Raw genomic sequence first — 14,393 nt, 5'->3', positions numbered from 1 at the left:
GATGCTTGGCTTCTGTCATATGATACTCAACATGTGATTTGTCACAAAAGTCTCTTTTAGTGTATGTGCTATAATTAAGATTATTCCGCTACAACATACGAAGGATGGGAGAAAGGGGAAGTCTCAATGGATCAAAAATTGCAAGATCTTTACAAACATGTATTTCCCGCATTAGAAAGCAAAAAAAATGAGTTTCATTTATATGGTTATACTGTAGTGACAGAGAAAGGGCTTTGGGATTATCTTGTGCAAAAGAAATGGCGGAGAAAAGAGATCTCTAGCATGCGTTCATATGAAATTGTTCAAGATTTATTCAAATTATCGCCTGCCCAGTTCATGACGTATACCCAGACGGAGGCTCAACGCAATAGCAGTGCCTTTCCAGAGCTTAGTGATGAAGAACGAGCCATTCTTTTTTCTCCAAGAAAAATTGATTGATTTACATTTGAGGTCGTGAACTATTTGACACAGACTTCCTACTGTTTCATAATTGGTATGTTGTACAATGAGAGAATGAAGTACATAGCAGGTGTTGTGCCGCTCTAGTATATGAGGGGGAAAAGGAAATATGAAAAACAGAGGAAGGATTGTCGCGTTTTTGCTGCTGGTCGTAATTTTGGCATCAACGGTTTTCTCCACGACAAATCCGATTTTAAAAGACGTTAAGCTAGGTCTTGACTTGCAAGGCGGCTTCGAAGTGTTGTACCAAGTGAAACCGCTGAAAGAAGGACAGAAGATTACCGAGTCTACGGTAGCAGATACGGCTCGTGCATTGACGAATCGAATCGATGTGCTTGGCGTTAGTGAACCAAGTATCCAGATTGAATCAAACAACCGGATTCGTGTACAGCTTGCTGGTGTAGAAGACCAGGAATCTGCTCGAGAATTATTGTCCACTCAAGCGAATCTGTCATTCCGTGATGCGGATGATAATCTAATGCTTGATGGAAATGATTTGAAAGCAGGTAAGGCAAAAGCCAATTTCGATGAAAACAACAATCCAGTTGTAACATTAGAAATGAAAGATCCAAATAAGTTTGGAGAAGTTACATCTCAAATTGTACAAAAGAAACCGGACAATATGTTGGTTATCTGGTTAGACTTTGAAGAAGGTGTAGATTCTTTCAAAGAAGAAGCCAATAAACCTAAACCAGCATTTATTTCAGCTCCTATGGTATCTAAAACAATTAATTCATCAAATGTAGAAATTTCAGGGAATTTTACTGTTGAAGAGACAAAGAACCTTGCAGGTATTTTGAATGCAGGAGCTTTACCGGTTGATCTTGAGGAAATTTACTCTACATCTGTGGGTGCACAATTTGGTGAACAAGCGCTTGATAAAACGATATTTGCTGGAATTGTTGGCGTCAGCTTAATCTTCATTTTCATGGCAATCTATTATCGTTTACCAGGTCTTATTGCAGTTATTACATTGTCTGTTTATATTTATTTGATATTGCTAGTCTTTATGCTGATCAATGGGGTCCTTACACTTCCAGGGATTGCCGCACTGATGCTCGGTGTCGGAATGGCAGTAGACGCCAATATTCTGATGTATGAGCGGGTTAAAGAAGAATTACGTGTAGGCAAATCAGTGAAAACTTCCTTTACAGCTGGGGCTAAATCATCATTCACAGCTATTCTAGATGCGAATATTACAACACTTCTAGCAGCCGTTGTGTTGTTCATATTTGGGACAAGCTCTGTTAAAGGGTTTGCGACGATGTTGATCATTAGTATTTTGGTTAGTTTCTTAACTGCAGTATGGGGTTCTCGTATCTTGCTTGGATTACTTGTCCATAGTGGTAGTCTTGACGGCAAAGTAGGCTGGTTCGGACTGTCGAAAAAACAAGTACACTCCGCTGATGAACAACTCGAAACGTTGGATTTAACAACGAAATTTGACCGTTTTGACTTTGTTCATGCAAGAAAAAAATTCTATTCCATTTCTATTGTGCTGCTAATTGTTGGAGCGATAATGCTTGGTATTTTCAAGCTCAATCTGGGAATTGATTTCTCCGGTGGTACACGTGTGGAAATTCTTTCTGAACAGACGTTGAGCGAAGATGACGTCACAAAACAGCTTGATGCAATAGGTCATCCGACGTCTGATGTCGTCATTTCAGGCGACAAGAAAAATATTGCGGTTGCAAGATACAAGGAAGACTTTGCACAAGAAGAAGTCAATAAGATCAAGCAAGAGCTCAATAAAACATACGGTTCCGAGCCGAACATTTCCACAGTTTCCGATACTGTCGGAAAAGAACTTGTGCAGAATGCGATTAAAGCCCTTGCTATTGCATCCCTTGGGATCATTATCTACGTTGCGTTCCGTTTCGAATGGCGCATGGGTCTGTCGTCTATTGTGGGATTATTGCACGATGCATTCTTTATGATTGCGATTTTCAGTATTTTACGTTTGGAAGTTGACATCACATTCATTGCAGCCGTCTTGACGATCATCGGTTATTCCATCAATGATACGATTGTTACATTTGACCGGATTCGTGAAAATCTTCAGCGTTCGAAGCTTATCGACAATGAAGGTGAATTGGCAGACATTGTTAACAAATCATTACGGCAGACGCTCGGTCGTTCGGTTAATACCGTTTTGACAGTTATTATCGTAGTCGTTGCATTGATGGCATTAGGTGCGGATTCCATCCGCCCATTCTCGATTGCGTTGCTGATCGGTTTACTTGCAGGTACGTATTCTTCCATTTTCATTTCTGCTCAACTTTGGTTTGACTTGAAGAAGAAGGAAATTGCTAAAAATGGCGGATTGAAAGTGGAAAAAGAGAAAAAACAATGGGGCTCAGACGAACCAATCGTTTAAGACGTATTCCCCAATTAAAAACAGATGTGACGGAAGAGCAGTACGGGCTATATTGGGTCCTACTGCTCTTCTTTATGTCGTTTCCTTTCCGTCTCCTGTTAGTTTCGCTATAATACGAGAAGAGGATGTGAGAGTATTGATACAATCCAAAAAAAGATGGCAAATTGAACGGCCCGACGAACAGCTCGTTGCACAGCTGGCCAACGATCTTCAGCTTTCTACGATGATCGCAAAGATATTGGTCGCAAGGGGTGTCGAGACAAGCGAGCAAGCCGCTGCATACTTGCAGATGGACGAGTCTAATTTGCATGATCCTTTTTTATTATATGGAATGAAAGAAACTGTAGACTGCCTGAAGCAAGCGATTGCTGAACAAAAGCAAATTACAGTTTATGGAGATTATGATTGCGATGGCGTAACCAGTGTGACAGTCCTCACGACAGCACTAGAACGTCTAGGTGCTAACGTGAACTTTGCTATACCGAATCGTTTTGAACACGGTTATGGGCCAAATAAAGACTATTTCGAACAACTACATACAGAGGGTACAGAAATTCTGATCACAGTGGATAACGGCATCTCAGGTATTGAGGAAGTTGCCTTTGCAAAGTCGTTAGGAATGACCGTCATCGTAACGGATCACCATGAGATGGGCGATCAACTTCCTGCGGCTGACGCTGTGATTCATCCGCGTCATCCGAAAGGCAATTATCCTTTTGGGGAATTGGCTGGCGTCGGTGTGGCATTTAAACTTGCCAGTGCTTTATTAGGGGAGCCTCCGCTCGATCTGTTAGAATTTGTAGCAATCGGTACAGTGGCTGACCTTGTTCCCTTACACGATGAAAATCGCTATGCAGTCAAAGAAGGAATCCGCAGATTACGTCGCTCCAAACGTCCTGCCATCAAAGCACTTATGCAGGTGAGCGGGCATGAACAAGCTGCGTTATCCGAGGAGACAATCGGTTTTACGATTGGTCCACGTCTTAACGCCCCTGGACGATTAGGGGATGCAGATCCTCCCGTTCATTTATTGAAAGCAGAGAATGAACTGCAAGCGATTGGAATTGCAGAAGAACTGAATGAACTCAATAAGGAGCGGCAACAATTAGTTAAAGACATCGCCAAAGAAGCAGAAGAGCAAATTGAGATCCGCTACGGTGAGCAAGTGCCGCATGTCCTAGTTATTGAGGGAGAAGGTTGGAATCCAGGTGTCGTAGGAATTGTTGCTTCACGTTTGACAGAAAAATTTTATCGTCCCTCCATTGTGCTTTCATTGGATCGAGAAACAGGTATTGCTAAAGGTTCAGCCCGCAGTATTGAAGGGTTTGATCTATATAAAGAACTTTCAAAGAACGCTTCTATCTTGCCGCATTTCGGTGGTCACCAAATGGCAGCGGGGATGTCGTTGCGTATGGAAGATGTAGAATTGTTACGTAACAACTTAAACGAGCAGGCACATATCGTATTGACAGACGAGTTGTTGCAGCCGAAATTATCGATTGATGTTCCGTTAACTTTAAACGAAATTGATATTGCTTCCATTGAGGCGTTGGAGTTGATTCGGCCATTTGGAATAGGGTTTCCAAAACCTGTTTTTCTCTTGGAACAGCTTGAGACGGTATCTGCTAGAAAAATTGGTGCTGCAAAAGATCATTTAAAATTGGAAATGGCAGATGGCGAGGAGCGGTTGGATGCGATTCATTTTGGTGCAGGTACCTTAGCAGATGAAATGGCTCCGCATAGTAAACTGAGTTTGACAGGAGATTTGCAAATCAATGAATGGAATGGTCGAAAGAAGCCACAGTTACTAGTGGAAGATATCAAATGTGACGAATGGCAACTATTCGATTACAGAGGGATGCGTGATCCCGCTAGATGGTTGCCTATGATACCAGACAAAGCGGTCTTTGCAGCGTTTACGGAAGAAGCGATTCGACATTTCACGCCATTTCTAAAAAGTTGTCCAATCACTTTAGTGGGAAGAGACAACTTACCATCTATGGATGCGCTAGTATTATTGGATTTACCGCAAAATGAGGACCAGCTCAAAATAGCGATTGAAGCCACCCAACCTAATCGCATCTACTTGCATCTGTATGTCCACGATTCGATGTATTTCGAGAAGATGCCAGACCGAGAACAGTTCGGTTGGTACTACAGTTTTTTGAAAAAACGAGGGTCTTTTCATTTACAAGAGCAGATTGAAATGCTTTCCAAACATAAGGGTTGGAAAAAAAGTATGATAAAATTCATGACAAAAGTGTTTTATGAGCTAGAATTTGTTAAACTAGAGAATGGTATGATTACCATGATGGAGCCTGCTGAAAAACGGGATCTGGCAGAAGCCCCATCCTATAAAAAACGCCAACAGCAAATTAAATTGGAAGAGTTGCTGCTTTATGCGCCTTATCAGGACTTAAAGAGTGTGTTCAACTCATTACGCAAGGCCGAAGCTGTTGAGGAGGAAAAACTGTGGATTTGAAAAAATTTGTAACGATTGTCGATGACTATCCGAAACCAGGAGTTAGCTTTAAAGATATTACAACGATTATGGATAATGGTGAGGCGTATAAATACGCAACAGATCAGATCGTGGAGTATGCAAAGGAATTAGACGTGGATATTATTGTAGGTCCGGAAGCGCGAGGTTTTATCATCGGATGTCCTGTTGCATATGCACTTGAGGTCGGATTCGCACCTGTCCGTAAACCAGGAAAACTACCGCGTGAAACGATGTCCGTTTTTTATGATCTAGAATACGGAAAAGATGAATTAACGATTCACAAAGATGCGATCAAACCAGGTCAGCGTGTGTTAATCGTAGATGATTTATTAGCAACAGGTGGAACAGTGGGCGCAACGGTTGAACTAGTTGAAAAACTAGGCGGCGTTGTAGCGGGCTGTGCCTTTTTAATCGAGCTTTCGTATTTAAACGGCCGGGAAAAGTTGGAAAACTATAACATTCGGGCATTAATTACGTACTGATTTAAGAATCCTTCGCATATGCGGAGGATTCTTGCTATATCTATTAAGCGCTGAGATTGATTCGCTTTACCTATAAGTGATACTATACATACAATAGAAATAAACATGAAATTTTCGGAAAAGGTCGAAAGGGGTAAGAGAATGGCGAAGAATCAAGACATGACAGAACAAGATATATTTGAGCTTGTCGCCAAGTACATGAACGAAGAACATGTCGACTTTATCAAGAAGGCATTCATCGTCGCAAAAGCTGCACATGAAGGGCAATTTAGAAGTTCAGGTGAACCATATATTAACCACCCAATTCAAGTGGCTGGAATTTTAGCTGAACTTCAAATGGACCCTGAAACAGTAGCAGCGGGCTTTCTACACGACGTGGTGGAAGATACCGAAGTGAGCCGAGAAGATATTATCCAGGAGTTTGGTGATGAAGTCGCGATGCTTGTAGATGGCGTGACCAAACTGGATAAGTTGAAATTTAAGTCAAATGAAGAAAAGCAGGCAGAAAACCACCGAAAAATGTTCATTGCGATGGCTCAAGATATCCGAGTGATCTTGATCAAACTGGCGGACCGTCTGCATAATATGCGAACTTTAAAGCATGTGCCTGCCGCGAAACAACGCCGAGTCTCCGAAGAAACATTGGAAATTTTCTCTCCGCTAGCGCACCGTCTAGGCATTTCCACAATCAAATGGGAGCTGGAGGATATCGCATTGCGTTATTCCAACCCACAGCAATATTATCGTATCGTCAATTTGATGAAACAAAAGCGTGTGGAACGTGAACAGTATTTACAAAATGTCATGGACCAAATGAGAGTCGAATTAGATAATATGGGGATTGCGGCTGAAATGCATGGAAGACCTAAACATTTATATTCTATCTATCAAAAAATGGTCATTCAGAAAAAAGAATTCAACGAAATATATGATTTATTAGCTGTCCGGATTGTCGTCAAAAGTATTAAAGACTGTTATGCGGCTCTAGGTATTATCCATACGTTATGGAAACCGATGCCTGGACGTTTTAAAGACTATATTGCGATGCCGAAGCAAAATTTATATCAATCACTTCATACAACTGTTGTGGGTCCTGCTGGTGATCCACTAGAAGTGCAAATTCGTACCGAAGAGATGCATCGAATTTCAGAATTCGGTGTAGCTGCTCATTGGGCATATAAAGAAGGTAAGTCTGTTGTGAAGCCTTCTAATGACATTGATTCAAAGTTAACATGGTTCCGTGAAATATTGGAGATTCAAAATGAGTCTTCCAATGCTCAGGAATTTATGGAATCACTGAAATTCGACTTATTTTCGGATATGGTGTATGTATTCACTCCAAATGGTGATGTTGTCGAATTACCACAAGGGTCTGTACCTATTGACTTTGCCTATCGTGTTCATTCGGAAGTTGGAAATCGAACGACAGGGGCCAAAGTGAATGGCAAAATTGTTCCACTTGATTCATCTCTTGAGACAGGAGATATCGTGGAGATTCTCACATCGAAACAATCCTTTGGTCCAAGTCGTGATTGGCTCAAAATCGCCCATACATCACAAGCGAAAAATAAAATTCGACAATATTTTAAGAAACAATTGCGAGATGAAAATATTCATAAAGGTAAAGAACTAGTCGAGAAGGAATTGAAGTCGGAAGAATATGATGCAAAAGAGGCATTAAGTCATGCAAATATTCAACGGACGATTGATAAGTTCAGCTTCACATCAGAAGAAGATATGTATGCGGCTGTAGGTTCTGGAGGCATCACCGCCCAGCAAGTCGTGAATCGTTTAGCGGAACGAATGCGTAAAGAGCGTGAGAAAAAAGAGACAATTGATAAGATTGTTTCCGATATGAAAGCGACGCAACCTGAGAAATCGACCGAATCGGGAGTTATTGTCAAAGATATTGATAATATGTTAATCCGTATTTCGAAATGTTGTAATCCTGTACCAGGAGATGAAATTGTCGGTTTCATTACGAGAGGTCGCGGTGTCTCTGTACACCGAACCGACTGTACCAACATTCTCTCTGAAGGTGGTCAGAGCGAACGTCTAATTGATGTGAAATGGTCGCTTGCATCTGATGAAATACGTAAAGAATTCCAAGTAGATATTGAAATTTCCGCATTCGATCGACAAGGTTTATTGAATGAAGTGATGATGGTCGTAGCGGATATGCAAACACCAATCATCGCCGTCAGTGGAAAAGCAGATAAAGACAGCATTGCGCATATCCATATGTCCATAAAGATTCAGAATATTACCCATTTGCAACGTACTGTGGAGAAAATCAAGCAAATTAAAGATGTTTATTCTGTAGAACGAGTGATGAACTAAAGTAGAAAAGGGGGGCTGACACATGAGGGTGCTATTGCAACGGGCGAAAGACGCGTCTGTAACCGTCGATGGAGAACGAGTCGGCTCTATTGCAAATGGTTACGTATTATTAGTCGGAGTCACACATGAAGATACTGAAAAAGACGCACAATATCTTGCGAAAAAAATTGCAGGATTGCGGCTTTTTGAAGATGATGAGGGGAAGATGAACCGTTCGATTCAAGAAGTCGAAGGCGCTATTTTATCCGTTTCTCAATTCACGCTTTATGGCAACGTGCAAAAAGGCAGACGTCCAAGTTTTATTGAAGCAGCCAGACCGGACCAAGCGAAACCGCTATGGGAATATTTCAATGAACAATTACGATTGGAAGGCCTCCATGTTGAAACGGGACAATTCGGTGCCATGATGGACGTCCAACTGACTAATGATGGGCCTGTGACGTTATGGGTGGAATCACCGCTTAACTAAACTATAGATAAAATTCAAGGCTGTCCTGAAAGTCAGAAATGTCTTTCAGTGACAGCCTCATTCTTTGGTTCTATAAACGATCGGTAACACTCATAACTTTCAGTACATGCTCATAAATCCTCGCAAGCGATCATAGAACATCCGCAGCCGCTCATAAAACTCTATAAGTGATCATAAAACAATACGCAAAGGCTCATAAAGCTTTTGTAGTAGAAACGATCATGTTGCTCCGGCTACCCTTTAATTAAAATAATCGAGCAACCCTTGATAAATCCCGTATGTAGCCTGTTCACGGAAATGGTCAGTCGTGATTTGACGTTCTTCGTTGTAATTTGATAAATAGCCTAATTCTACAAGTACGCCGATCCGATTATTCTCTCGCAATACATGGAAATCGCCAAATTGTGCACCTCGGTCTCGTAATGTGATATTGGCCGCTAAGCCTCTATTGACTGCTTCCGCTAGAGATTGCTGTTCAGAACGGGTGTAATAACTTGTGAAACCTGCGATCGATGGATCCACATGGGCATCATAGTGAATGCTAATGAATGCATCCGCATCGTGGTACTGTGCAATGGAAGCGCGTGCTCCGAGTAGCACATATGTATCCGAATTCCGTGTTAACACAACGTTAGCACCCGCATTTTGCAGCTTTGTTGCGAGCAGTTCAGATGTCATAAGGGTCAAGTCTTTCTCGATTGATCCCCGAGCGCCTGTTGTTCCACGGTCATGACCTCCATGTCCTGGATCAATGACAATCGTTAAGCCCTTCAAGGTTCCTTTGACCCGAGCTTGCTCTGGCTGTTTCTCTGCACCTTGTGAAGAGGATTCATTGGTTGTTACCACCCAATCTGCCACAAATGCTTGCTGTCCATTTGGTAATGAAATTTTATACCAATCATCCTGCTTTTCAAGAATTGGATAGTTTTCACCCGCATTCACCCGAAATACGACTGGAGATGAAGTAGACGAGTCCTCACGTAAATTTGTCCCATCGATCAGGATCGTCACCACGCCTTGATCCGAATCATCAGTCGTTGCTACTTTCGATTGTGTTGACGAAAGATGACCATGGAACGAATAGACCCATCCTGTCTTTTTACCGTCTAATTGGAGTTGTACCCAGTTACCATCTGTTTGAATAACAGGAAAGGTATCACCTTTCTTAATTTGAGTCAATTTTTTCGATTGCTGCGTCGCTTTTTTACGAACATTCAACGTTTCTACGGCTACCGTAAATTGATTGGGGTCAGTGACCTCTTGAGCCATTGTAGGTTGTACAACTTGTTCTTCTTCTGCTAATGCCAATGAGGATTTCTTCACTTCGGAAACATACTCCGATGAAACCCATCCTTCTTTACCGTCCAGCGAGATTGCAATCCAATCGCCTTCTTGCCCAGTAGCCATCGCAATCGCGCCTGCCCGCATTTTTCCTATGACTGCCGATTGAACGGAAGGACCGGACCGGATATTAAGGGAATCGACTTGCGCCACGATTTCTTTTGCCTGTTCTGGTAAATTCTCAGATTGCGTTAACCATTGGGCAACCCAACCTTGCTCATCTCCAAATTGAACCTTCAGCCAATCTCCGTCCGTTTCCAACACATCCAATCGTTCCTGATCGTTTAATTGACCGACCACGGGATACGTGAGACCCGGACCGCTGCGTACATTAAGTGTCGGTGAATCCACGACAACTGATTGCGCAAATCCAATTGGAAGACTACTAAAAAATAATAAGAGTGCTAGACACATCATGCTTCCATAACGAACCATTTTCAAGTTGTCACCTCCTTCTTTCGTATTGTACCGAATAAACTCGATTAAACGCCACCATTAGATATAAAAGTTGACAGTTTGAGTAGAAATGATTAACATAGGGAATAATCGAATCGAACTACATACCGATGATATGGAAAGTAACTTTACGAACGGCTGGAAAGAGAACGGGGAACTTGGCTGAAATTCCCTGACAGAACGGTGAAGTGAACAACACCATGGAGGATTTGTGCTGAATTCAGTAGGCATGAACGGAACCGGCCGTTATCCGGATTCGAGTGGGCACAGAATGTGTCAATTTGGGTGGAACCGCGGAAGCTAACAAGCTCTCGTCCCTTAGTTTTTAGGGATGGGAGCTTTTTTATGTTCTCTGAAGTTTCGCTCTCTATATTACGATTGTTGAAAGGAGTTTTGATGATGAATTTTAAAGTCCCCCGCGGCACACAGGATATTTTGCCTGCTGTTTCTTGGAAATGGCAACGTGTAGAAAAAATTGTTCAATCAGTTTGCGATGTATACAATTACAAGGAAATTCGAACGCCTATTTTTGAACAAACGGAATTATTCCAACGTACAGTCGGTGATACAACAGATATCGTACAAAAAGAAATGTACACATTCAAAGACCGCGGAGATCGCTCTATGACGCTACGTCCAGAGGGAACTGCAGCGGTTGTACGTTCTTTCGTTGAAAACAAAATGTTCGGTTATGCCGATCAACCCGTCAAGCTGTATTATACAGGGCCCATGTTCCGTTACGAACGTCAACAAGCGGGTCGTTACCGACAATTTGTCCAGTTTGGTGTGGAGGCAATTGGTAGCGATGATCCAGCGATTGATGCAGAAGTGATCGAATTGGCAATGACGGTGTATAAACGTGCAGGATTATCGGATATTAAGCTCATTCTAAACTCACTCGGTGATAAAGAATCGCGTCATGCACACCGAGAAGCACTTATTGCGCACTTCACGCCACATATCGGTGAATTTTGCACAGACTGTCAAAATCGTCTAGAGAAAAACCCATTGCGTATTTTGGATTGTAAAGTAGACAGAGAGCATCCCTTGATGAAATCTGCACCTTCATTAGCCGATTATTTAAATGAAAGCTCATCCGCTTATTTCGAGAAAGTAAAACACTACTTGGATATAGCCGGAATCGAATACGAATATGATCCGAATCTAGTACGCGGACTCGATTATTATAATCACACGGCATTTGAAATCATGAGTACGTCCAAAGGCTTTGGCGCGATTACGACTCTATGTGGGGGCGGCCGTTACAACGGATTAGCTGAAGAAATTGGCGGACCTTCTGCACCGGGGATCGGTTTTGCGATGAGTATTGAACGTCTATTGCTTGCTATGGAAGCAGAAGAAAAATCTTGGACAGATGAGCCGTCACTCGATGTTTATCTTGTTACACTAGGTGAAGCAGCACGAACAAAAGGCTTCGAACTTCTCGGACAATTACGAGAAGCAGGTCTGCGTAGCGAAATGGATTACATGGACCGCAAAATGAAAGCCCAAATGAAATCTGCTGATCGCCTACAAGCAAACTACGTCATCGTCATCGGTGAAGACGAAGTAAACAATAACATCGTTCAACTGAAAAACATGACAGATGGGCAACAGAATCAAGTAGCTATGGAAAACTTGTTGGATGAACTACAGAAGTGATTTTTATTTTCATGGACTTAGTGAATTATCTAGTTGATTGAAGAGGAAAGCATCCGCCTGCAACGGAAATTAACGGTATTTAGCCAAGATGTAGCGGTTTTAAGCACTAAAATTAATGTAAAACAACCAAGAATGGAAAGGTAGTGTCGTCATGCAACGCACACATTATTGTGGAAACTTAACAGAACAACAAATCGGACAAGAAGTCACCCTTCAAGGCTGGGTTCAAAAACGTCGTGATCTAGGAGGACTCATCTTTATCGATGTCCGCGACCGCGCAGGGATTGTCCAAACGGTCTTTAACCCTGATATCTCTAAAGATGCACTCGAAATCGCAGAAACATTGCGCAACGAATACGTGGTTGAAATCAAAGGTCTCGTTATCGAACGAGAAGAACGTACAAAAAATAAAAACATCGCAACAGGTGCAATTGAAGTCCAAGTTGTCGATGTAAAAATCATCAACGAAGCGAAAAATCCGCCATTCACAATCGAAGACGACACAGAAGTAGGGGAAGAAACACGTCTGAAGTACCGCTACCTCGACCTACGTCGTCCAGAACTAGCAAAAGTATTCAAAATGCGCTCTGACATTACTAAAACGGTACGCAACTTCTTAGATGACGAAGGCTTCTTGGAAGTCGAGACACCAATTCTTACGAAGTCAACACCTGAAGGAGCACGCGATTACTTAGTTCCAAGCCGTGTTCATGAAGGAGAATTTTATGCATTACCTCAGTCACCGCAACTGTTCAAGCAATTATTGATGGTATCTGGTTTTGACCGATACTACCAAATTGCGCGTTGTTTCCGTGATGAGGACTTGCGTGCAGACCGTCAACCAGAATTTACACAAATCGATATGGAAATGAGTTTCATGTCGATTGAAGATATTTTAGAGTTGAATGAACGCTTAATTCAAAAAGTGATGAAAGACGTGAAAGGTGTGGACGTTGAAACACCATTTAAGCGACTTCCATACGCAGAAGCGATGAGCCGCTTCGGGTCAGACAAGCCGGACACACGTTTTGGTATGGAACTGAAAGATGTCTCTGATATCGTAAAAGACTCTTCATTTAAAGTGTTTACTGGCGCAGTAGAAGCCGGAGGACAGGTTAAATTAATTAACGTCAAAGGTGCTGCAGAGAAATATTCCCGTAAAGACATTGACGCACTTGGAGAATATGCGAAAGTATACGGAGCAAAAGGATTAGCTTGGCTGAAAGTAACAGAAGACGGCTTTAATGGTCCCATCGCGAAATTCTTCGAGGGAGAAATTGGCGAAGCGTTAAAAGCAGCAGGAGATGGAGAAACGGGAGATTTATTCCTCTTCGGTGCGGATAAGAAATCAGTTGTAGCGGATTCATTAGGTGCATTGCGCTTGAAATTAGGAAAAGACTTAGAGTTAATCGATCAATCGATTTACAATTTCCTATGGGTTACAGAATGGCCGTTATTTGAATACGATGAGGAAGATGGTCGCTATTATGCAGCACACCATCCATTCACGATGCCTGCAGATGTTGAGCAATTAACGACGGACCCTGCTTCTGTTAAAGCGCAAGCATACGACTTAGTGTTGAACGGCTATGAATTAGGTGGAGGTTCATTGCGGATTTATCAACGTGACGTTCAGGAAGCGATGTTCAAAGCACTTGGCTTCACAGAAGAACAAGCAAGAGAGCAATTTGGCTTCTTACTAGATGCATTTGAATATGGAACGCCTCCACATGGCGGAATTGCATTTGGTCTAGATCGAATCGTCATGTTGTTGGCTGGATCTACGAACTTGCGTGATACGATCGCATTCCCGAAAACAGCGAGTGCTAGTGATTTGTTGGCGGAGGCACCTAGTTCTGTTGATGAAGCACAGTTAAAAGAACTCGGGATTAAAGTGGTAGCTGAGCCAGCGAATAAGTGAGGAATCTACTATTTTTCACAGTCTCTCTTCTAATTGATTGAATTATAAAATAATCTGTGATAGGATAAAGATAGTTAAAATCCTGAAGTGTTCGTCATTTGCCAATCAGTTTTGACCCAACATATTATCGTCGGGAGTCTGCCGTTCTAACTTGGATGGCATGCCTTTAACCGGGACGTCAAAAGAGTTGGATAAGACACCCACCTGCTATAAGCGGGTTCAAAGCGATATTACAAAGACGGCACATTCGGGATTTTACTTTCTTACAAACTTCCACCCTCATGCATAGGCATGAGGGTTTTTCTGGTTCTATAATATTTGTTGGGGTATCCACACAATTCGGATAAAAAAAGACACGTACTCACCGATTTCTTTTATACTTG

General features: G+C 42.1%; 9 protein-coding genes, 1 other RNA gene and 1 other annotated feature. Of the genes, 9 read left to right on the top strand and 1 reads right to left on the bottom strand.

Going from position 1 to position 14,393, the window contains the following annotated elements; all coding sequences use genetic code 11:
* Positions 1-126: 126 nt before the first annotated feature.
* From GD002_RS12270 to dtd, 6 genes are all read left to right on the top strand, one after another.
* On the top strand, positions 127-438 hold the full coding sequence (locus GD002_RS12270; RefSeq protein ID WP_153732651.1) for a post-transcriptional regulator: 312 nt from the start codon (positions 127-129) through the stop codon (positions 436-438).
* A 130-nt stretch (positions 439-568) separates the two neighbouring features.
* Complete coding sequence (gene secDF, locus GD002_RS12265) at positions 569-2,836, top strand: protein translocase subunit SecDF (RefSeq protein WP_153732650.1); 2,268 nt, start codon at positions 569-571, stop codon at positions 2,834-2,836.
* Positions 2,837-2,972: 136 nt separating this feature from the next.
* Positions 2,973-5,318: a single-stranded-DNA-specific exonuclease RecJ gene (gene recJ / locus GD002_RS12260; RefSeq protein WP_153732649.1), complete on the top strand. Its 2,346-nt coding sequence runs from the start codon at positions 2,973-2,975 to the stop codon at positions 5,316-5,318.
* Positions 5,309-5,821: an adenine phosphoribosyltransferase gene (locus GD002_RS12255; RefSeq protein WP_153732648.1), complete on the top strand. Its 513-nt coding sequence runs from the start codon at positions 5,309-5,311 to the stop codon at positions 5,819-5,821. Before recJ ends, GD002_RS12255 begins: the two co-directional genes overlap by 10 nt.
* 141 nt (positions 5,822-5,962) lie before the next feature.
* On the top strand, positions 5,963-8,161 hold the full coding sequence (locus tag GD002_RS12250) for a RelA/SpoT family protein (protein ID WP_153732647.1): 2,199 nt from the start codon (positions 5,963-5,965) through the stop codon (positions 8,159-8,161).
* A 22-nt stretch (positions 8,162-8,183) separates the two neighbouring features.
* Positions 8,184-8,630: a D-aminoacyl-tRNA deacylase gene (gene dtd, locus GD002_RS12245; RefSeq protein ID WP_153732646.1), complete on the top strand. Its 447-nt coding sequence runs from the start codon at positions 8,184-8,186 to the stop codon at positions 8,628-8,630.
* Between the two features lie 240 nt (positions 8,631-8,870).
* On the opposite strand, the gene GD002_RS12240 is transcribed toward dtd, so the two are convergent.
* Positions 8,871-10,406 carry an SH3 domain-containing protein gene (locus tag GD002_RS12240; RefSeq protein ID WP_228548370.1) on the bottom strand — a complete coding sequence of 512 codons (1,536 nt, stop codon included), beginning with the start codon at positions 10,404-10,406 and terminating at the stop codon, positions 8,871-8,873.
* Positions 10,407-10,528: 122 nt separating this feature from the next.
* Positions 10,529-10,749: a binding site (T-box leader), on the top strand.
* Positions 10,750-10,826: 77 nt separating this feature from the next.
* Here GD002_RS12240 and hisS point away from each other — a divergent pair.
* From hisS to ssrS, 3 genes are all read left to right on the top strand, one after another.
* Positions 10,827-12,089 (top strand): histidine--tRNA ligase, encoded by a 1,263-nt coding sequence (gene hisS / locus GD002_RS12235; protein WP_153732644.1) that lies wholly within the window; start codon positions 10,827-10,829, stop codon positions 12,087-12,089.
* Between the two features lie 151 nt (positions 12,090-12,240).
* Complete coding sequence (aspS, locus tag GD002_RS12230; protein WP_153732643.1) at positions 12,241-14,010, top strand: aspartate--tRNA ligase; 1,770 nt, start codon at positions 12,241-12,243, stop codon at positions 14,008-14,010.
* 76 nt (positions 14,011-14,086) lie between these two features.
* Positions 14,087-14,268: non-coding RNA, 6S RNA (ssrS, locus tag GD002_RS12225), on the top strand.
* Positions 14,269-14,393: the final 125 nt, after the last annotated feature.

It is taken from the genome of Sporosarcina obsidiansis (genome assembly GCF_009651005.1).
In the GTDB taxonomy this organism is placed as follows: Bacteria; Bacillota; Bacilli; order Bacillales_A; family Planococcaceae; genus Sporosarcina; species Sporosarcina obsidiansis.
The sequence above is the reverse complement of the archived record's forward strand: the minus strand, read 5'-3'. Positions and strand labels throughout refer to the sequence as shown.

What these genes read in the sequence shown, in the direction of transcription:
- hisS (WP_153732644.1), top strand. Translation starts at nt 10,827, where the DNA reads ATGAATTTTAAAGTCCCCCGCGGCACACAGGATATTTTGCCTGCTGTT.
- secDF (WP_153732650.1), top strand. Translation starts at nt 569, where the DNA reads ATGAAAAACAGAGGAAGGATTGTCGCGTTTTTGCTGCTGGTCGTAATT.
- aspS (WP_153732643.1), top strand. Translation starts at nt 12,241, where the DNA reads ATGCAACGCACACATTATTGTGGAAACTTAACAGAACAACAAATCGGA.
- GD002_RS12250 (WP_153732647.1), top strand. Translation starts at nt 5,963, where the DNA reads ATGGCGAAGAATCAAGACATGACAGAACAAGATATATTTGAGCTTGTC.
- GD002_RS12270 (WP_153732651.1), top strand. Translation starts at nt 127, where the DNA reads ATGGATCAAAAATTGCAAGATCTTTACAAACATGTATTTCCCGCATTA.
- GD002_RS12240 (WP_228548370.1), bottom strand. Translation starts at nt 10,406, where the DNA reads ATGGTTCGTTATGGAAGCATGATGTGTCTAGCACTCTTATTATTTTTT.
- dtd (WP_153732646.1), top strand. Translation starts at nt 8,184, where the DNA reads ATGAGGGTGCTATTGCAACGGGCGAAAGACGCGTCTGTAACCGTCGAT.